A 20,713-nucleotide genomic window follows, 5' to 3' on the forward strand; every position below is an offset into this window, starting at 1 on the left:
CCTTCCTTTGAATACGTACATAAATCCTGGTTTTCAAGCAGACTTGGGTCTGCCACACCGGGTTTTATGATAGGTAGAGACCGTATAATAGAAAAACTCAAGGCATGGCTGGCAAAGGAAAAGACTGACGGAGGCTCATACCTGATAACAGGCTATCGGGGGATGGGTAAGACGAGTTTTGTGGACAGGGTGCTTTATGAATTGGTTGGAGAGACAAACTTGTGGATTGATGGTCTTGGATGTATCTTTCTTGTTATCTTGGCATACAGTATATTCAGACTGTACCGGGATTTTGAGGTATCTTGGATTGTAATACTCATTGTCTCTTTATCCGGAATTATAGCAACGTGTAAGTATTTCTTTTTGAAGGAAAAGTTCAAAAAGTATAAATTCAGAATAAAGACAGGTTGGATTTATATTATGCGTAACAGGCATATCTATGACTTGTGGCCTTTGCTGCTTGCCATGTTTCATGCCTGGAAAAAGCTGACTCCTAAGGAATGGGACAGGATAAATAATCTTGTATACGGTTCGAATGTAAAGGATAAGCGTTATTCCAATATATGTGTTAATGTGAATCTTGGACAAGAGATACTTGATGAGAGAAGTATTTTATGTGTACTGACATCAGAATTGTACAATAAGTACAGAGTATATATGATGTCTCCGGTTGCCAATATAGAATTCTGGATGTTATTTGTGGTTTCGGCGGCTTTTTTGTGGGTAAGCATTGTTGACAGCTTTAATTGTAATTGTGTGGCGGCTGACATGTATAATGTAGCGAAAGGAATATTTTTGACATGCGGTGCATGGTCTGTCGTTTTCTTCCACCAGTTGAGAATCCTTTTCCAATTGAAAAGGCTTAGCAGAAGAATCGATGCGGCATATTCTTTGGAGATTGCAAGTGGAATAGGATATCGCGGGACATCTGTAGGCGGTAAGGGTACATACAATTATCCTATTGCCAATACACGTGACATTGAATCGCAGCTTATAGTCATTCTTGACAGGATAGAAAGATTTCCTGTGCATCCGAAATTTTATTTTGTCTTTGACGAACTTGATAAGATTGAAACATCCTTGAAGGCACAGGAGGCAATGCCGGAGTTTATCGGTGAAAGATATCATCCGGGAGGAGGCACTTCACGTAAGAGGCAGGCTATGGTATTGCATCTGTTGGCCAATATGAAGTTTTTTACTACAACCGCAAAGGCGAAATTCATATTCATAGCCGGTCGTGAGATGTATGACGGATATCTTGCCGATATGACAGACAGAGAGTCTGCAATATCGAGTCTTTTCAACGGAGTGATTTATGTTGAAAGCTTCTGCAAGAACGAGAAGAGCGAGAAAGATGTCATGTATAATGCGGAGACATTCGTTGCGCGTCAGCTGATACCGAAATCGTTTATAGAAGAGAAAGTTATCACCCATTATTTGAAATGCAAACTCACGGATACTGATTATCAGAACATAGATATAGATTTAAAGATGTATTATGAATATCTTGTTCTTATATATACTGATAACTATTTAAAACAAGACTGTATTGACGATGCCGGACGCAGGAAAGCATTTGACGATGCAAGGGCTCGTATTGACAAGGTTATAGGACTGTTGTATCATTTCACGGTGTATCTGTATCATATCAGTAACGGCTCGCCCAAGAAAATGCGCCTTAGTTTTGAAGGTCTTGTCCGTCCGTTGAGAAACAGAAGAGAATTTGTTTTAAACAGGTATGACTGGAAGGAGAAGCATGAAGGAAATGATTTGGACATACACATATCGTCACAATGTAAATATCTGCTTTCATTCGGGGAAAAAGAGCAGAAAGTGATAGGATTTATTCACTACATCACATTTCCTGTTAATCAGATAATAACGGATGCGAACCAATTTGGTGATAAACTGCTTGTATCGGCATCATTCCTGATAAATCACATATACAAGTATCACAGCGGAGGGTTTTCATGGAGGAACATCGAACAGACACCGGAACTTCTGGAAGTATATAAGATACCGGAGTTCAGAGGATTCATACGCTCTATTCTGACATATCTGTTGCAGACACATATCATTCATATTCCATTCGGCCTGTTTCAGTTTAAGTTCAGGAAACAGATTTCTGAAGAAATATCACTGGCATCGAAAATGTCGGAAGAGGTTTCCACCCTGTTTAACTTCACCCGCGAGGAGTCACAGGTTGTAAAGGAACATTACAGGAAAATCCAGCAGGCACATAATAAGGAACTGGCAACAGAGCATTTGGTAAGCCAGCATTCTGTGGCAGGCTTACATCATATAATAGGGGATCTGTTCATGGCTGACGAGGACTATAATAATGCGATTATAGCATATCAGACAGCCTTGTCTGTAATAGATAAGAGTAAGAATAGGAATAATAAACTGTTGGCAAGTTACTACTTACCGTATACACGCAATATGCTGAAGTTAGGACTTGCATACGAAAAAAGAAGAACCCTTGCTGCTGCATATAGTGCATATAGCATACTTACGGGAAAGTTTATTGAGTATGTGGAAAATACGAAAACAGATGTTTCGTCCATAAAGAAGCCTTTCGGTTCGGAAAAATATCGGAAAATAGAAAAGATTTCGTTGATGGAGGATACGAAACTGGTTTATCAGTCTTTGCTTGCCAAGCTTTTTATCAATGAGAAGATGGAAACAGGAGGCATAACAAGGATTAATCTTGATACAGTACTGAAAGAGTTCAGAACATTACGGACACAGATAAACAGTGACGATAAATTTATGCTGTCTGCCGATTTTTATCGAAGACTGGCTGATATCATGTTCTATAAGAACGGGATGATAGGATTTGATATTGATAAGACAAAAACGGATGAATATCTATTTGACACATGTAAGGCAAGGATTGGAAATATGTGGGGAAATAACAGGACGCTTCCTTGTTATGCGTGTAGGTATTACAGAAAAAGCCTGGAGGTTTTATTGGAGAAATTGTTCAATAATGTTGAACATATTGATATGGAAAAGGAAATAAATCCAATAAAAATCTTGCAATTGATTGTGGCTGGAGGCAGCGCGAAGACGATGCGTCAGAACTATATGTTGCAGCTTGGGGAGATACTTGATTGTCTGGGTAACACAATGCTGGCATGTGGAGATATGATGTGTGGTATACAGGATGATAACTCAGAATGCGAAGAGGAAATATCCGTAGAGTTTCTTTGTCTCTTTCTTCATGATGTGCGGATGATGAATGAGAAGATTGATAAGAAGAAAGAATATAAAGAATTTAAGTTACTTAGTGGTGAATATGAAATAAAAGGCAAATTAGAACTTGCTATACTTTATTTTTGGGAAGCATCAGTAACATTCAGGTATGGGCGTGAGCAAAAGAAGACAGCCGGCAGCCTTAAGAAGATACTACGTATAATACAGAATTACCTCAGGGTGGCGGAAGCGAAATCTAAAATACAGTTGAATGAGAATATAGATAAGTATTTGCTTGAATCTGTAAAAAGAAAGGTCACTATCGGAGAATTTCTGAATGAAATAAAGAACCGTATAGTAAAACAGTGTCTTATCAACTTATATTCGCACTATAATTTTATAAATCTCGTTGAAATACAGCGTCTTAAATGGGTATTCTATACCCACATGTATGAGAATATATCATTGAACAGACTGACATTGTTTCCCGATGTTGAGGAAATAATGCTGATATACTATGAAATGATAAGATTATGCGTCGTTCCAGAAAATGAAAAGAACTTTGCGGATGATGTATTGTCTTCGGTGAGAAAGACTCTGAAAGGCAGACGCGGAGAAGACGATTTTGTTTTTTCGTGGAATTCGGTGAGGCAAAGAAACATGGATTTTAATTTGCGCCTTACAGGAATATATAATAATATTGCCTTGGGGGGTATCAGACACGACAATACATCATACGAACGTATTCTGTCACTTAAGTTTAAGGCGGAAATGAACAGATACATTCTGAATATGGCATTTCCTAATAATGAAATAGACAACATAACAAAACGCTCTGAATCCTATATAAAGAGTTTTATAGACGAATTAAAACCCGGTGAGAAAAAAATAGATGCGTCATTCTCATGGAAGTCATTCTTTCCGCATATATATGACAAAGATAACCTTTTGGTGGCAACCTTGCAAGACAGACTGACACTGTTGGAGTTCCTGATAAAGGATTCTATCTATTGTCTGACATACATATTGGAAAGTATCACCCCGTATACATCAACGACACTGTTTACCCATTCATTTATGGGTAGTGTCTATCAGGATTTGAACCAATGGAATGTATTGTTTGACTCCTTATTCAAATACTATAAGGTATTGGATGAAAGCGGAAAACCATTGGATATAAACCGTCCTTCAGACATTGCCAGAAATGAGATATTTAAGCTGTATGATGACTCATGTGTGACTTGTCCTTGTGAATGTTCATATAAAGAATCAGATCCGAAAAAAGTAAAATATATAGAACAGGAAAAAAGCAAGTTAGGAGATGTAAAAAACACTAAAAAAGAGACGATCATCCAGCATTTGTGGCAAAGCCGTTGTCCCTACTATAGCGTGGTAAGTTGTAAAAACAAGAGAAACGAATATGAGAAAGTTAGAGACAAGATGCAAAGCAGCATACCGGATAAGGCTTATTTACATGGAATATATAAAGATATTTTCGGTGTTTGTAATGTCTCAGACCGTTTTTTCAGCAGTGTGCTCAACGCAATCAATAAGCCGAACATACAGTTTCTTCTTACCAATTATTCCGGTGAGATGTCATTGAAGTCTTATCGCAAAGCGAAGGAAGTTCATAGGGAAGGACAGGCATACAAGGATATGATTTCCAGAATGTATTTCCTTGATGATGACCTGAAGAATGATACCGTACAATTTGATTTGTCAATAGAGCGGTTTAAAATCAATAGCGGATATGTGGACCAGAATATAGCCTCTATGCTGAATTTTGTCACAAACTCTATTTATGACATCGAAAGCTTCTGTATAGACAATGAGAGCAGTCTGCCTTTAAAAGACAGGTTCCTTGATATTTTTATTAACGTTGGGGAGAAAAGTGAGTTGTAGGATATGATAAATCTTTAATTGATGATTTTTAATTCTTTTCAGTTTTTATGGCTTTTCCCGATAATATTTATCGGATATTATTTTCTGCAGCTTTTATTTCCTGAATCAATAAGAAAACATGGGCGTATGGCCAATGTTTTATTGTTGGTTATATCATACGGACTATATATGCAATGGAAGCCTGTATTTGCATTAGTATTGCTTGGAGTAACTGTAATAACTTATTCTTTTGCAATAATAATAGAAAAGAAGAAAGCTTTTGGTTGTAAGAAGTATCTTATTTATTCTGGTATTTTGTTGGCACTGTTGCCGTTGTTGATTTTTAAATATGCTAATTTCGTTAACGAAATATTAACGAATGTTGTCGGGGGGGGTAATTTGAAAGGATTAAACTGGGCGATACCTCTTGGCATTTCTTTTTTCACATTTCAAGCTATCGGTTATCTTTGGGATGTGTATTATCGTCGTATCAGAGCGGAACATAATCTGATAGACTATATGTTATTTGTCAGTTTCTTTCCACAGATAATGTCAGGACCGATAAGTAAGGCAAAGGATTTGTTGCCGCAAATAAAGGCTGAGCGTGAGTTTGATTATGGTAAGGCAGTACAGGGCTTGAAGTGGATACTGTGGGGAATGTTTATGAAAGTCGTTTTGGCCGACAGATTAGGAATGTATGTAGATACTGTATTTAATAACTATGAATACCATTCCGGTATTTCGTGTTTTGCGGCAAGTATATGCTATACATTTCAGATATATGCAGATTTTGCCGGATATTCATTAATGGCAATAGGTGTGGGCCGTTTAATGGGATTTGAATTGATAAACAATTTCAACCGTCCTTATTTTTCTGTCAGTATAACAGAATTTTGGCATCGTTGGCATATATCACTCAGCACATGGCTGAAGGATTATATATACATACCATTGGGAGGAAGCCGATGCTCAAAGTTGCGTAATTACTGGAATATATTTGTTACATTTCTTGTCAGCGGTATTTGGCATGGAGCCAACTGGACGTTCGTAATATGGGGTGTTATGCATGGAGTTTTTCAGATATTAGAAAAAGCTTCAGGACTTCAAAAATGCGACCGAAAGTCAGGTGTTGTTATGGCATCAAGAATACTTGTAACGTTTATTTTGGTAAATTTCGCATGGATATTTTTCCGCATGCCGACCGTAAATGATGCGATAGGATATATTATGAGAATATTTACAGAACAGGGGCATTTGTATTCAAATGTAGGAGTAAGTGTGGTTGTTTTTTTTCTTCCATGGATAATGCTTATTGTATCGGAATTTAGGGATGAGTATTTCCCTGGAAAGTTTCTATTGCTGAATAGTAAGTATTCATTTATTAGATGGTGTAGTTATGTGACTTTAACTATTATGATAATACTGTTTGGGGTATTGGACTCCGGACAGTTTATATATGTAAGTTTCTAAAATCAAGTTCGAATATCGTTTTAGATAGAATGAAGACATTCTTAATAAAAATACTTGCAGCGCTTTTGACTATTATAGCTTGTGATGTTTGTTTTGGCTTTACGTTTGATTACTTGCGTGAAAAGGCAAAAGGCGGTGAGACAGGCCGTACAAACTATATTTGTGATAATACAAATGAAGATGTTCTTATAATGGGGTCGTCAAGGGCTGTACATCATTATGATCCCAATATAATAACAGATTCGTTGGGAATGAACTGTTATAATTGTGGCTATGACGGTAATGGCATAATTCTGAATTACGGACTATATAAGATGTTGTCGAAAAGGTATAATCCTAAAGTTATTGTTTATGAGATAACAAGTGCATTTGACCTGTTGAAAGGAGATAACAAACGTTTTCTAAAGATTATGCGTCCGTTCTATAATCGTACAGGTATTGACAGTATTTTCTTCAATGTCGATGAAACAGAAAAGTTTAAGAATATTTCCCACATGTACCGTTATAATACTTCTTTCACTCAGGTTCTTCGTGATAGTTTTGTTCCGAAAGGTAAAAATGATAAAGGTTATAAGCCGAGTGACAAAAGAATGGAATATGAGCCTGTTGTTAACGAAGATTATGATGCTGTATATGAATATGATGATTTGAAACTTTCATATTTGAAGAGATTCATAATAGATTGCAGAAGAAACGGCACTAAACTTATTTTTGTTTTATCTCCGTCTTATAAAAAGACTATTGACAGGGAATTTATGTCGTTATATGATATCTGTAAAGAATACGGCATACCTTTTTTTAATCATTATTGTGATTATAACTTTGTGAATAACAAGGATTATTTCTATGACTCTGTTCACATGAATAGAATAGGGGCAACAAAGTATACAGAACTTATTGTATCGGAATTAAAGGAAGTGTTATGATGAAGCGTTGTGATATATGCTTTGTGTTTCTTTGTTCTGAGTTTAGATAAATATTATAGAATAAAAATTATGGATTCCTTATTTCAGGCTTACCGCACGTTTTTCGGTAAGGGAGATGCGCTGTACCAGCTTTTTTCTCCGTATCGTATTTGTCCTTTAGGTGCACATGTTGACCATCAGTGGGGTTTGGTTTCTGGTTTTGCCTTCGATAAAGGCATTGACTTTTTGTTTTCCGAAACAGAGACCGGCAAAGTTGAGATGTGTTCACTTTCATTTGAGGGGCTTATGACATTCAATGTGCAAAAGCCTGTGGACGAGAAACAACAGAACTGGGGTGACTATCTGCGTGGAGCAGTATGGGCATTGCAGCAGGACTTCCAGTTGAAAAAAGGTATAAAAGGAGTTGTGAAAGGCTCCATGCCTATAGGAGGGGTTTCATCGTCGGCTGCTCTGCTATGCGGTTTCGTGATGGCTCTTGCAAAGGTAAACCATATTGAGCTTGACAAGATGCAGGTGATACATTATGCTTCCGAGGCAGAGCGTAATTATGTGGGCTTAAGGAACGGTATTCTCGATCAGGCCTGTGTGGTGCTTTGTGAATCGGATAAACTTCTTTATCTTGATACCAAGACATCAGAGTATACGCTCCTTCCTTTTGGTGGCGGAACACGTGAATTGCCTTTTGAAATAGGAGTATTTTTCAGCGGTGTTACCCGCAAGCTTACGGGAACTGATTATAACCTTCGCGTATCAGAGTGCAAGACTGCGGCATGGATGCTGCAGGCATACGAGGATATCCCTTTGAGAGAACTTGAGGAAACACGCCTGAGAGACATTGATGAAGAGTTGTTCATTAGGCATGAGGATAAACTTCCGGAGAGATTTATGAAGCGTGCCAGACATTTCTTCACTGAGTGCGACAGGGTGCGTGATGGTGTGGAAGCATGGAAAGCAGGTGATATAAAGAAATTCGGGGAATATATAAACAAGAGTTGCGAAAGCTCGATAAACAACTATGAATGCGGTTCTCCGGAACTTATAGCATTGTATGAGATAATGAAGACAACGGAGGGCATCTATGGCGGACGTTTCAGCGGTGCAGGTTTCAAAGGTGCATGTATAGCCCTGATAGACCCGGCCATGAAAGATACAATCCGGGAGACAATGACAAATAGATATCTGAAGAAGTTTCCACAATATAATGAGACCTTTGAGGTCTTTTTCTGCAAACCGTCAAATGGTGTTGAATTCCTTTGAAATAAAAAATACAGATGAAGAATATTGTAATTGCTGCCGGATATGCCACAAGGCTTTATCCGTTGACAGAAAATTTTCCCAAACCATTACTTAAAATAGGAAACAGCACCATTTTAGGCAGGCTTATTGATGATATAGACCGTATTCCGGATATAAACGAACATATTATTGTAACAAATCATAAATTTGTACATTATTTTGAGGATTGGAAACAGACACTGCAGACACGCTGTCCGGTAACGATTATTGATGATGGTACGGAAAGCAATGATACACGTCTTGGAGCTGTGCGCGACCTTTTGCTGGCCATAGACAGGTGTAGCGTTGATGAGGATATTCTCGTGATTGCGGCCGACAATATTCTCGATTTTTCGTTCAATGGCTTCATTGAATATTTTCATAAGAAGAAAACGTCATTGATAATGTGTCATAACGAACCTCGTCTTGAACGGCTGCAACGTACGGGAGTTATTGCCGTGGATTCAGACATGAAGGTGCTGGAGATGCAGGAAAAACCGAAACATCCTGTGAGTAACTGGGCTGTGCCTCCATTCTATTTATACAGACGTGAGGACCTGCCGCTGATAAAAGACTGTCTTAATAACGGTTGCGGATTTGATGCACCCGGCAACCTTGCCCATTATCTTGCAGGAGTGACAATATTGCATGCATACGAGATGCCCGGCAATAGGCATGATATAGGCAGCATGGACAGCTATAGGGAAGCGTGCGAAATGTTTGGGGGATTGAAATAATAGTTATTTGTTTGACTTTATGCCAAATAAAATCTAATGCAAATATAGTATAGTTTTAAAATAAAATCTATAATTTATGGCGAATTTCGATTTAATGGATTATCTGAAATACAATAAGATTGAGACAGGAATCTATGGTTTTAATAAATTATTATATGGTGGGCTTGTTATTCCACATGATGAAAACCTTTTAATTGTTATTCGTGGAGGTGATGATACAGAAAAGACAGTATTCAGTCTTCAACTTATCTCTTCTATAGCAGAAACTTTTAAACGTGTAGGTTGTGAAAAATACAAACAAATAAATTATTATAGTAATTATTTGGGTAAAAAGTATCTTGAAGATTTATTGCTTGATATACTTATTTCATCAGCCATACAAAAACTAACAATACAAAATGTCAGTCGAAATAATGTATCGGGAAAAATTCTTTCAGAATTCTTTTTCAACATTAACCGTATTATATGCACGGCCGATAATTTAGAATTTAATGAAATATTAAACAACCCTGATAAAATGCTATGTGAAGAAGCATTATACTATAATAATAGAACTAATGCAATTCATATACGTACTAAAAAACGTCAGGATAAAAATATATCTAACTTAGAAAATCTGATTTTCAATCGTAAAGAAGATTCTCTGAATGAGTATATTAAGAATAAAGATCTAAGGAAGGTAGAAGATCTTATTGATACGAGATATGTTAAAACAGATATTGAAGATGTAGATTATTCTATGACATCAATAACAGATAAGATACAAGGATTGTCAAAATCCAAAACCTCCACATTGTTATGCGTAAATATTGTAAAAAGAAAATGCAATAGTTATGGTAATAATGATATGTGTTCCTTAATTGACGAACTTAAGAAATTTAAAGTAAGCATACTTGTTGTCCGTGATGATGTAGACATACCTGAAGAGAGAGCTGATATGATAATATACTTGTCAACGTCTAATGATGGAGGCTTTGATTACAAGCTTAATAATCTTTCAATATATAAAAGCAGATTTCAGTCAACTGCAATAGGAATACACCAATATAAGTGTAGGGATTATGGAATAGAAGTATATCCAAGTCTGCACACTTATTGCCAACAAAGAAGATACCTCCAAAGAGCATTGGTATACACACATTCTGATGTTATATCTGAGACTTTTCAGCAATATTTGAATGATGACAACTTCATACACTCTGACTATAATAGCTATATGGAAGAAAAGGAAACGATAAGCGATGCTTATTTAAGTGCACTGAGTCCGTCTGCATATAAGAATTTTTCAATAGCTCAAGTACTTGATATTGTATTCATAAATCCTATAAAAAACAAATTTTGTAGTGAACAGGGCCAGACATATCAGCAAAAGTTGGAAAACGATTTTCTTTATGGTAATAATGGCGGAATAACAGCAATTATTGGAGAGCCAAATACTTTTAAGCGTTTTCTTACATTTGGCAGTGCATTTAGTTCTGCTCATAAAAAGGAACATACATTATTTCTTTTATTAAATAAGGATTCACGTATGGTTAGAAGGAGGCTGCAATGTCCTGCAAGAAATGGTAAAAGATGCATAAATTCATGTAAGGACTGTTATAAGTATCTCCATTTTATGAATATTGTCCTTGGATGTATCTCTCCAGAAGAGTTTCTTTATTTTCTGATGCAACAGATAGATACGGCATATCCTGATGGAAATATAAAAAGAATTATCATAGACGATTTGCAGGTTGTTGAGTATTGTTTTCCGTTGCTATTTAAGGATCCTTTGTTTATTCCGGCATTAATTGATGAATGTCGGGATAGGGAAATCGCGTTATATATAATGTGCGATAAGAACTGTCAGATGAAAAACAGTCTTAGTGTTTTGGCGGATAATGTCATTTATACAAGCCGTGATGAAAAAGGAAATCTTGATTTATTTGTAGAACGTTATTCCGGATATAATTCTAAACCAAGCAAGATTTTTGCAGGTAAAGTAAGAAAGCCGGAAAATCTGTTCGAATGCTATGAAAAAGGAAGTAGGGATAACCGAAAAACTTATTTTGATTTTGATGCAGATCAAATAGAAAGTTTTGTAAAATATACAATGTCTGACTATTGGAAGAAATAAAAGTTTATGGTTGAAGAAATAAAAAAATGGTTTAATAGTGACAAATATGGCATATCATTATCTTTAATATGTGCCATTATTCCTCTTTTTCCTTGTATTATCAAACTAATATCAGATTTATTTGGTAATAAAGAGACAATATTAAGATGGTACAATCATGATTTTTGGTTTGCATGCAGCCAATTTCTTGTATCGTTAATAGGATTAGGCATTATTGTTTTTATATACAAGCCAGAAGCTTTGAATGAGATATCTGATGAAACATCTGTTACAGATTATATAGAAGAAAAATGTCAAATAAAGCAAACTGTTAACAACAATTCTAAAATGGCATACAATGTTGTAAAATCTACAGTTATGCAATTCTATGGAGTATGGTTTGCAATTTGGTTGATATGGACTATATATTATGGCATTGACATTGTATGTTCTTACAAAGAAATATTAAACAATCAGGCATTAATACATATTAAATATTTTTTTGATTTTTGTAGTAGCACTGCAATGTATAGTGCATATATCATATTAAATGACGTAACAGTAAATATAAGCAGTAGAAGTGATCGTCATTATTCATGCATATTCAGAACAATAACCTTATGTATGTTTATTTTATTTGCATGTATTATTTTTCAAGCGATGTATCTATCAGAGCCTGTTAAATATAGCAAATTCAATATGTATACAAGAATAATATTATGTTTCTTTAGTGCTGTTTCTTTTGTAATGGTTTTAGGAAAACTTAATAGTAATCGTCTCTATATTCCACGCTTTCTTATGTCTTTATTATATATTTATGCAGTATCTCAGGTTTTTTCAATGTTTCTCTTTCCTAAGTTAGAACATCGATGTGAATTGATATATATTGCAGATATTACAAAAAAATGCCTACCATGGATAACATTCTTTGGCAAAATCGTACTACTAATAGTCCTTTCATGGATTTTATATAGTAAACGCCTGATATTTTATATAGTGCATAGTAGCATCTCAATAACAAGCAGAAAAACGGATATACAGGAATTTAACCGATATATGGAATAAGGGGATGCCATAAATAGAGTGCTGACTATTGGCGGTTGATAATTAAATATTAATATTGTGTCACAAATATCGGATAATAACAAACGGATAGCAAAGAATACACTATTTCTGTATATACGCCAGATTTTTGTAATGGTGGTTGCCTTATATACTTCTCGTGTTGTATTGGCAACATTAGGTGTAACAGATTATGGTATATATAATGTTGTAGGTGGAATTGTTACTCTATTTACATTTATAAACTATGCAATGTCCTGTTCAACAACAAGATTTATTACTTTTGCATTAGGAAAGAAAGATGAAGAAGGTGTTAATATCGCGTTCAGTAATGCATTAATTGTTCATAGTATTATTTCTATAATAATACTTATATTAGGAGAAACAATTGGATTATATATATTCAATACCCATATTAATATTCCAGATGACAGGATTTATGCTGCAGGTTGGGTATATCAGTTCTCTATTTTCACGTGCATAATAAATATTTTAAGTATACCATATAATGCATTGATTACTTCTCATGAGAAGATGAATGCTTTTGCATTAATTTCTATATTGGAAACAACCTTGAAATGGGTAATTGTATGGGTATTGGTTGTTTTTAGTTATGATAAACTTATTTTATATGCAATACTAATGTTTGGTGTTGGGGTAACAATACGTATTATAAACCAAGTTTATGCTATAAGAACCTTTAAAAAAGTTCGTTTTTTACGTCCCCAAAATTTTACTATGTTTAAAGAAATGATTGTGTATGCTTTTTGGAGTTTAGTGGGAAGTTCAGCTATGATACTATCTGATCAGGGACAGAATATATTATTAAATATATATTTTGGTCCTTCTGTGAATGCTGCAAGAGGTGTTGCAATGCAAGTTAAATCGGCTGTTGTTGGGCTATGTAATAATTTCAATCATGCCATTACTCCTCAAATTAACAAATCGTATGCTGGTGGTGATATTTTTTATATGCACAAGTTGATTTTTGCAACATCAAAATATACATATTACTTGTTGTTTGTAATGATTTTACCTATAATATTAGAGGCTAAGGTTATTTTAGGTATATGGCTTGTAGAAATTCCAGAAAACACTGTTTTATTTTTACAGTTAATATTGATTATTTCCATATTGACAGCATTGGGTAATCCTTTGTCTAATGCTGCGGGTGCAAATGGGCGTATACGTAATTTTCAGTTAATTGTTGGGGGAATAAATTTATTGTTATTACCTTTTACTTGGTTAATGTTTAAAACTCAAGGAAAGCCAATGCCAGAATGGGCGTTTTATATACAAATAGTAGTTTGTATTATCATGCAAGTAGCAAGAGTTTTGTTAGTTAAACCATTGATAAAGCTATCAATTTGGGAGTATATGGTACATGTTGTAAAACCATGTGTCTGCGTTACTGTATTAGCATCCGTATTGCCTGTGTTTTTGACATTTCTCATGGTTGATGGTTTATTATCTTTAGTAGTAATTACAGTTGTTTCAATTATATCAGTTCTTATGTCAATTTATACAGTTGGAATGGAACAGGTTGAAAAGGATTTTATATTAGCAAAGATAAAAAAACTACAGCATGATAAAAATTGTTGATAAAGGATTTTGTTGTGGTTGTCAGGCCTGTAGTCAGATTTGTCCGAAGCAATGCATATCCTTAAAGGAAGATAATGAAGGCTTTTTGTATCCGATAGTAGATGAGAGTAAATGTATTAACTGTCTATTATGTGAAAAAGTCTGTCCTTTTCAAAATGAGGAAGTCCCAAATGTTCCGAAAAAGGTTTTTGGTGCCTATAATTATAATGAAGAAGAACGAAAAAGGAGTTCGTCTGGTGGAGTATTTATTTTGCTTGCAAAAAAAGTATTGTCGTCTGGAGGTGTTGTTTTTGGAGCAATATTTGATAAGTCATGGAATGTAAAACATGTATATACGGAAAGTATTGAAGGTGTTTATCCTATGTTGCAGAGTAAGTATGTACAAAGTGATATTGGAGTAACTTATAAGGAAGTAAAGATGTTCTTGAAAGCAGGGCGTAAAGTGCTTTATTGTGGGACTCCTTGTCAAATATCTGGATTGAAAAGATTTTTATGTAAGAAATACGATGGTTTATTGACTGTTGATTTTTTGTGTCATGGAGTACCAAGTCCAGGAGTGTGGAGAAAATATGTTGAACGTGAACTTGGACCGTTTGCGCGAAGCGCAACGGCTGGAAAAAATTCAGTTTTGAGTTTGTCTCTAAATACAGTGTCTGATTTATCGGATATTGAGTTTAGAGACAAAACTTATCGCGGCTGGAAAAAATACAGTTTTGTTGTCCGGAGAAAGTTGCCCTCTAAGGGCAACAAAAATACAGTTTTGTTGTCCGATAGTCATTATACAAATCCATATATGCAAGGATTTCTTTCTGATGTTTTTTTACGTCCTTCTTGTTATAAGTGTAAATGTAAAAATGGAAGATCTAGAAGTGATTTGACATTAGGTGATTTTTGGTGTGCAGAGCAAATAGATGAAAATATCGATGATGATAAAGGTTTATCTTTATTATTGGTCAATAATCCGGATTATCAATTACCGATGGGAATATATAAAAAAGAATTTGCTTTTAATAAAGTAAAATATTTGAATGGAGGATTTATAGAATCACATGATTGTGATACTATAAGGCGTTATTTTTTCTATAAATTTTATACATATTTTAAAATAAAGAAATCACTTGATTATTCCATGTTTATGAGTAAAATAATAAAAAAACTTTTAAAGATATGGAAATAGGAATCTTTACATTTTGGTCTTCAAAAGATAATTATGGGCAGATTTTACAAAGTTTTGCTCTTCAATACTTTTTGAATTTACAGGAAAACATAAATGCTGAAGTCATTCGTTATTATTCAACTAAAGAATCTTTATTGACAAGACTAAAAACATCAATAAAGCAGATTTTATTACGAATTTGTCCTATTATAGATAGAAGATTGGCATTAAAATATAATAAAATACAAGAGAGAAGTTTTGATACCTTTAAATGTAAATACATAAATTATTCTAAGAGTATATATTATGGAAGAAATGAATTGAATAAGAATGTTCAAAAGTATGATGTCTTAATTGCCGGAAGTGACCAGGTTTGGTCAATGATGCTTGATAATCCCCAAAATAGTGTATATTTTTTAGATTTTGGTAATAGAAAACAGAAAAGAATTTCTTATGCTGCAAGTTTTGGACTTCGGACTTATCCAAAAGAGTTGAAAGAAAAACTGAAAATACAGCTTGCCAGATTTTCAGCAATTTCTGTTAGAGAAAAAGACGGTGTTTCTATATGCAATGATTGTGGTTGTACTGCAATTCAAGTTTTTGATCCAACTTTACTGTTAGATAAAGAAGTGTATTTGCCATTTATTTTAAGTTCAAGGAAAGAACCATATACATTCCTGTATATTTTGAATGTTAGTAAAGACGATGTTTTTTGGAATAAAATACGATTTTGCATAAAAACAAATAAAATTTTGGGAACAACGGCATCAGGTTATACTTCAGACCAAGTAATTCTTGATGGTGTTGAATATGAAAATTCGACAATCCATCAATGGATGTCAAATATAGCTTATGCGGATACTGTAATAACAACGAGTTTTCATGGTGTTGTTTTTTCAATTATTTTTCAAAAAGATTTTATTTTTATTCCATTAAAAGGTAAATATGCTCAATCAAATAACAGAGTTTTTGATTTGTTATCAAAAATAGAGTTGGAAAATAGAATACTTTTTAATGATTCTTCCATAGAGTGTTTATTACAGAATAAAATAGATTATTCTGTTGTTGAACCAAAATTAAAGTCTTTTCGCAATAAATCTATTGAATTTCTTAAAGAACAATTATTAATAAAATAAGAATATGCTAACACAAGAAAAATACATAAGATCAGTAAAAGGCAGAAAAATAAAAACTCAGAAGTTGTTTGTAAAAATACTTCGATTTATTAATTCTGTTATTCTTATTAAAATAAAGAAAACTCCGGAAAAGGTTCAAGATTATATATATTTAACAATATGTAGAAGAAGTGATTTTGATATGGTTTTGGCATCAATATACTCTTTGTTTAAGAATTCTTCCATATTACCTAATAGGATAGTAATCGTATCAGATGGAACATGGAATCCTCAAGAAGGTGTTTTATATTTTAAAAAACATGGAGCAGATGTAGATTGTGTTAATTGGGATGAGTGTGCTTTTTATTACAAAGAATCATGTCCGTCATTGACAAAATGGGCTCAAGGTCATATTTGGGGTAAGAAAATGTCTGCAATTTTATATTTTTCAGAAAATTCAAGAGTACTTTTTTCCGATCCGGATATATTATGGTATAATACACCATTGACAAATGATGAGTTTTGTAATACAAAGTTAAAGTTATCGATAGATAACTCTCATAACTATGATGATGAATTTATTAAGGCATACAATTATGAGAAGTTATATGCTACAACAGAACCTATTAATTGTGGAGTTGTTTATATCCGAGGTGGTTTGGCATTACTTTCTGAGGATGCGTTGAGGTGTATAGATTATGAGGCGGAACATTGCGGAAAATTTGCAGAACAGACTGTTTTTGCAATAATGGATTTTTATTACAATAATCGTTGGAGTATGGAACAAATAACTTCAGAAATAAGTGATTTATTAAAATCCTTTTTTTCTAAAACAATATTTTATGATAATATGATAGCTCGCCATTATTTATGGAGGTTAAAATGGATTTATTGGAAAGATTTCACTAAGATGCGTTTAAAATGAATTATCTTATAAGTTTAGTAAGGTCACTTAAACCACTTTGCATAGAGCATTGGTTTGTTGTTGTAATTCTTTTATATAGTATAGGAGGATTCATACGCTATAATTTCCTGTCTGGAACAATTGGAAATACTATACCGTTCGTTGGTTTTTGTATTTTGATATGGAGGTTGTTGGCAAGTAGGAAATCTATGCCATTAAGAGGTGTTTCTGCATTTTTTTATTTTATTCTTGTTGTTTGGACGTTATGGCTCACAATTGATATGATATTGTTCACTGATTTTAGAGAAATAACAATGGAATATAAAGGTATTACGACTGTTCTTTTGAATATATCTCAGTCATTGATGTTTGCTCCCAATCTTTTGCCTTTGACAATTTTTTGTATACCGCGTAATCGCAATCTTGATTTCTCCTATATTGTACGTGCTTGTATTTTGATGATGATATTATATATCATCGCATATCCTTTTGCTTTATGGAGTGTTACTAATTTCGCTCTTGATATGACGGCAAGAGCAGGAGAAGAAGGTAATTATAATAGTTTTATTAGTGATGCTTCTATTCATATATCATTGTTGCTTGCACCAAACTTAATGTTGTATTGCCGTGAGTATTTGCCGAGAAAAAAATGGTTGTTCTTTCTCTTGGCTTTTATTGCATCTTTGATCATTACGGTTTATACTGCCCGACGTGGTGGAACCCTTTTCTCTGTCTTATATCTTTTCTTTGCTTGGTTTATATATTCTGTTCATAATAAAAAGGTATCGAAATTTAAAGCAATGTTACTTGCTGTTGTTGTTGTAAGTGCTGCATATTATATTGTTACAGGATTGGCTGATTCTTTTTTCTCTTTGATTTTTGAACGTGGTATAGAGGAAAATCGTACAAATGTTGAAGAGTCTTTCTATGCTGATATGACATCTTGGTATGATTGGATTTTTGGTCGTGGATGGTTTGGGACATATTATGATTTGTCTTTTGATCAATTCCGTATGGGATTGGAAACAGGTTTTCTTACTCTTATTCTTAGAGGAGGATTGTTGTATTTAATACCTTATGTTGCCATTATGTTAATAGGTGCCTTTAATGGGTATTTCCGTTCACGCAATTTGTTTTGCAAATCATTGGGCGTATTGTTGTTTATGAATGTTTGTAGTTTATATCCTTTTGGATGGCCTGAAATGAATTTCACTTTTTTTATATATTGGATTGGAATATGGATTTGTAATCAGCCGAGATACCGAAATATGACAGATATAGAAATAAAACAGATATTTTTTACACACCCATTAATAAGGTAACAATATGTATCATTTAAAATTGAGAGGTTATAATTGTATTGTGCGATATTCCAATAAGCTTTTCTGCTATATCACAACATACTGTACTCTATTGAAAGGTTGGTTGTTGGGTGTCAGAATTGGAAGAAAGTGTACTTTTGAGGGTTTTATCTGTATTAAAAGAACTCCTTTCGGAAGCATATCCATTGGGAATGGATGCAGGTTTCTTTCAAGAGAAACTTCCAATAATATGGGATTGAATCATAGATGCATGCTTTCTGTTTCTCCTGCATATAAAGGTGAAACGGCTATGTTGGTAATTGGAAATGACTGCGGATTTTCTGGAGTATCAATTTGGTGCTTTAAGAATATTTTAATAGGTAATAATGTGCGTGTAGGAGCAAATACTATTATAATGGACGGAGATGCTCATTTTGATGATTCACGCACTGCTCCTCCAGCTTCCATAATTATTGAGGATGGTGTTTTTATTGGTGCAAACTGTATAGTTAAAAAAGGTGTGACAATTGGTGCAAACAGTGTTATAGGAATGAACAGTGTTGTAACAAAAAGTATTCCTTCAAACAGTATAGCTATAGGAAATCCATGTAAGGTAATTAGGCAGATAAATATTTAAAGTTTATGAAGGTACTTTGGTTTTCAAACAGTCCATGTGGAAGTGTAAAGCGTTTCTCTCAAAGGATAACAAGAGGAGGTTGGCTTATATCTCTTGAAGATGAGATAAAGAAGCATCATGATATAGAGCTTAGCGTTGCATATATTTCTCCGAAATATGAAGAACCTTTTGAATATGACGGAGTGAAGTACTACCCTGTATTAAGAGAAAGTTCTTTGAATCCGATTAAACGTATATTTCAAAGGTATAAAAGTTTGACGAGTATTGATGATGAGATTCTTCCGAGACTGTTAGATGTAGTGAAAAAAAGTTGTCCGGATATTATACATATTCATGGTACGGAAGAGAGTTTTGGATTGATACAGAAAGAAATACATGATATACCAATTGCAATTTCAGTACAGGGATTAATAGCACCTTATACTGAAAAGTATTTTTCCGGATATCCAAAGAATATTGTATGTCGCTATGAATCTTTGTTTAATAAAATAAAAGGTGTCGGTGTGAATAATTCATACCGTAACTTTCGCGATAGGTCTCTACGTGAAATGTATTATCTTAATAAATGCAGGTATATAATAGGACGTACTATGTTTGACTATTGTGTACCTTTGCTTGCAAATCCTAATATGAAATACTATCGTGGTGAGGAAATAATGCGTCAGCCATTTTATGAGTCAAAATGGCTTGGAGGCGGTAAGAGAAAACGCTTTACTGTTGTTACAACAATATCAGGCGGGGTTTATAAAGGATATGAAACCCTGCTTCATGCTGCAACCTTGCTTAAGAAGTATGCTGATTTTGATTTTGAATGGCAGATAATAGGTTATGAAAAGTCATCACAGTGGGTGCATATAGCAGAGAAATATAAAAAGATGAACTCGTCAGATGCAAATGTATGTTTTCATGGGCGATGCACAGCAGAGGAAATGGTTGAAATCCTTGTAAATGCGGATGTATATTGTCATGTAAGCCATATAGAAAACAGTCCCAATTCTGTATGTGAAGCAATGCTTTTGGGTTTGCCTGTGATAGCTACAGCTACAGGTGGCACTCAAAGTCTGTTGACGGATGGGATAGAGGGATTTCTTATTCAAGACGGTGACCCATATACCTGTGCTGGTACAATTGTTGAAGTACAACAAAATATGGAGCATGCAAGGTTAATGGGTGAAAATGCACATAAGCGGGCTTGGGAACGTCATAATCCAATAAAGATAGGTAATGCTTTGGTGGAAACATACGGTAATATAATTGAAGATTTTGGAAACAGTGATATTCAGTGAATGTGTTTGCTGATGTACATAATATTTAGCAGATGAATTTATGACAATACATTTTTTTATAGATAATG

14 protein-coding genes are annotated in these 20,713 nt (G+C 34.3%); all 14 read left to right on the top strand.

From position 1 onward, the window contains the following. The first annotated feature begins 66 nt into the window (after nucleotides 1-66). The 14 genes from HPS56_RS00615 (at nucleotide 67) to HPS56_RS00680 (ending at nucleotide 20,645) form a co-directional block, all read left to right on the top strand. Nucleotides 67-5,100, top strand: a complete 5,034-nt coding sequence (locus HPS56_RS00615; RefSeq protein ID WP_172272286.1) for an ATP-binding protein — start codon at nucleotides 67-69, stop codon at nucleotides 5,098-5,100. A 126-nt stretch (nucleotides 5,101-5,226) separates the two neighbouring features. Continuing rightward, on the top strand, nucleotides 5,227-6,549 hold the full coding sequence (locus HPS56_RS00620) for an MBOAT family O-acyltransferase (protein ID WP_253952349.1): 1,323 nt from the start codon (nucleotides 5,227-5,229) through the stop codon (nucleotides 6,547-6,549). 29 nt (nucleotides 6,550-6,578) lie between these two features. Beyond that, nucleotides 6,579-7,475 carry a hypothetical protein gene (locus HPS56_RS00625; RefSeq protein ID WP_172272292.1) on the top strand — a complete coding sequence of 299 codons (897 nt, stop codon included), beginning with the start codon at nucleotides 6,579-6,581 and terminating at the stop codon, nucleotides 7,473-7,475. 69 nt (nucleotides 7,476-7,544) lie between these two features. Further along, on the top strand, nucleotides 7,545-8,732 hold the full coding sequence (locus HPS56_RS00630; RefSeq protein WP_172272295.1) for a GHMP family kinase ATP-binding protein: 1,188 nt from the start codon (nucleotides 7,545-7,547) through the stop codon (nucleotides 8,730-8,732). A 14-nt stretch (nucleotides 8,733-8,746) separates the two neighbouring features. After that, nucleotides 8,747-9,487 carry a sugar phosphate nucleotidyltransferase gene (locus HPS56_RS00635; RefSeq protein WP_172272298.1) on the top strand — a complete coding sequence of 247 codons (741 nt, stop codon included), beginning with the start codon at nucleotides 8,747-8,749 and terminating at the stop codon, nucleotides 9,485-9,487. Between the two features lie 76 nt (nucleotides 9,488-9,563). Further along, complete coding sequence (locus tag HPS56_RS00640) at nucleotides 9,564-11,603, top strand: hypothetical protein (protein ID WP_172272301.1); 2,040 nt, start codon at nucleotides 9,564-9,566, stop codon at nucleotides 11,601-11,603. A 6-nt stretch (nucleotides 11,604-11,609) separates the two neighbouring features. Next, nucleotides 11,610-12,647, top strand: a complete 1,038-nt coding sequence (locus HPS56_RS00645) for a hypothetical protein (protein WP_172272304.1) — start codon at nucleotides 11,610-11,612, stop codon at nucleotides 12,645-12,647. A 57-nt stretch (nucleotides 12,648-12,704) separates the two neighbouring features. Beyond that, nucleotides 12,705-14,246, top strand: a complete 1,542-nt coding sequence (locus tag HPS56_RS00650) for an oligosaccharide flippase family protein (RefSeq protein WP_172272307.1) — start codon at nucleotides 12,705-12,707, stop codon at nucleotides 14,244-14,246. Next, complete coding sequence (locus HPS56_RS00655) at nucleotides 14,230-15,423, top strand: Coenzyme F420 hydrogenase/dehydrogenase, beta subunit C-terminal domain (RefSeq protein ID WP_172272310.1); 1,194 nt, start codon at nucleotides 14,230-14,232, stop codon at nucleotides 15,421-15,423. Before HPS56_RS00650 ends, HPS56_RS00655 begins: the two co-directional genes overlap by 17 nt. Beyond that, entirely contained in the window at nucleotides 15,414-16,538 is a 1,125-nt protein-coding gene (locus tag HPS56_RS00660; protein ID WP_172272313.1) for a polysaccharide pyruvyl transferase family protein, read from the top strand. Before HPS56_RS00655 ends, HPS56_RS00660 begins: the two co-directional genes overlap by 10 nt. Before the next feature lie 4 nt (nucleotides 16,539-16,542). After that, entirely contained in the window at nucleotides 16,543-17,442 is a 900-nt protein-coding gene (locus HPS56_RS00665; protein WP_172272316.1) for a hypothetical protein, read from the top strand. Next, a complete protein-coding gene (locus HPS56_RS00670; protein WP_172272319.1) occupies nucleotides 17,439-18,743 on the top strand; it encodes a hypothetical protein in 1,305 nt (434 codons plus the stop codon). Before HPS56_RS00665 ends, HPS56_RS00670 begins: the two co-directional genes overlap by 4 nt. 4 nt (nucleotides 18,744-18,747) lie before the next feature. Beyond that, nucleotides 18,748-19,359 (top strand): acyltransferase, encoded by a 612-nt coding sequence (locus tag HPS56_RS00675; protein WP_172272322.1) that lies wholly within the window; start codon nucleotides 18,748-18,750, stop codon nucleotides 19,357-19,359. Between the two features lie 5 nt (nucleotides 19,360-19,364). Next, complete coding sequence (locus tag HPS56_RS00680) at nucleotides 19,365-20,645, top strand: glycosyltransferase family 4 protein (protein WP_172272325.1); 1,281 nt, start codon at nucleotides 19,365-19,367, stop codon at nucleotides 20,643-20,645. The last annotated feature ends 68 nt before the right edge of the window (nucleotides 20,646-20,713 follow it).

The organism is Xylanibacter muris (assembly GCF_013166605.1).
Classification (GTDB): domain Bacteria; phylum Bacteroidota; class Bacteroidia; order Bacteroidales; family Bacteroidaceae; genus Prevotella; species Prevotella muris.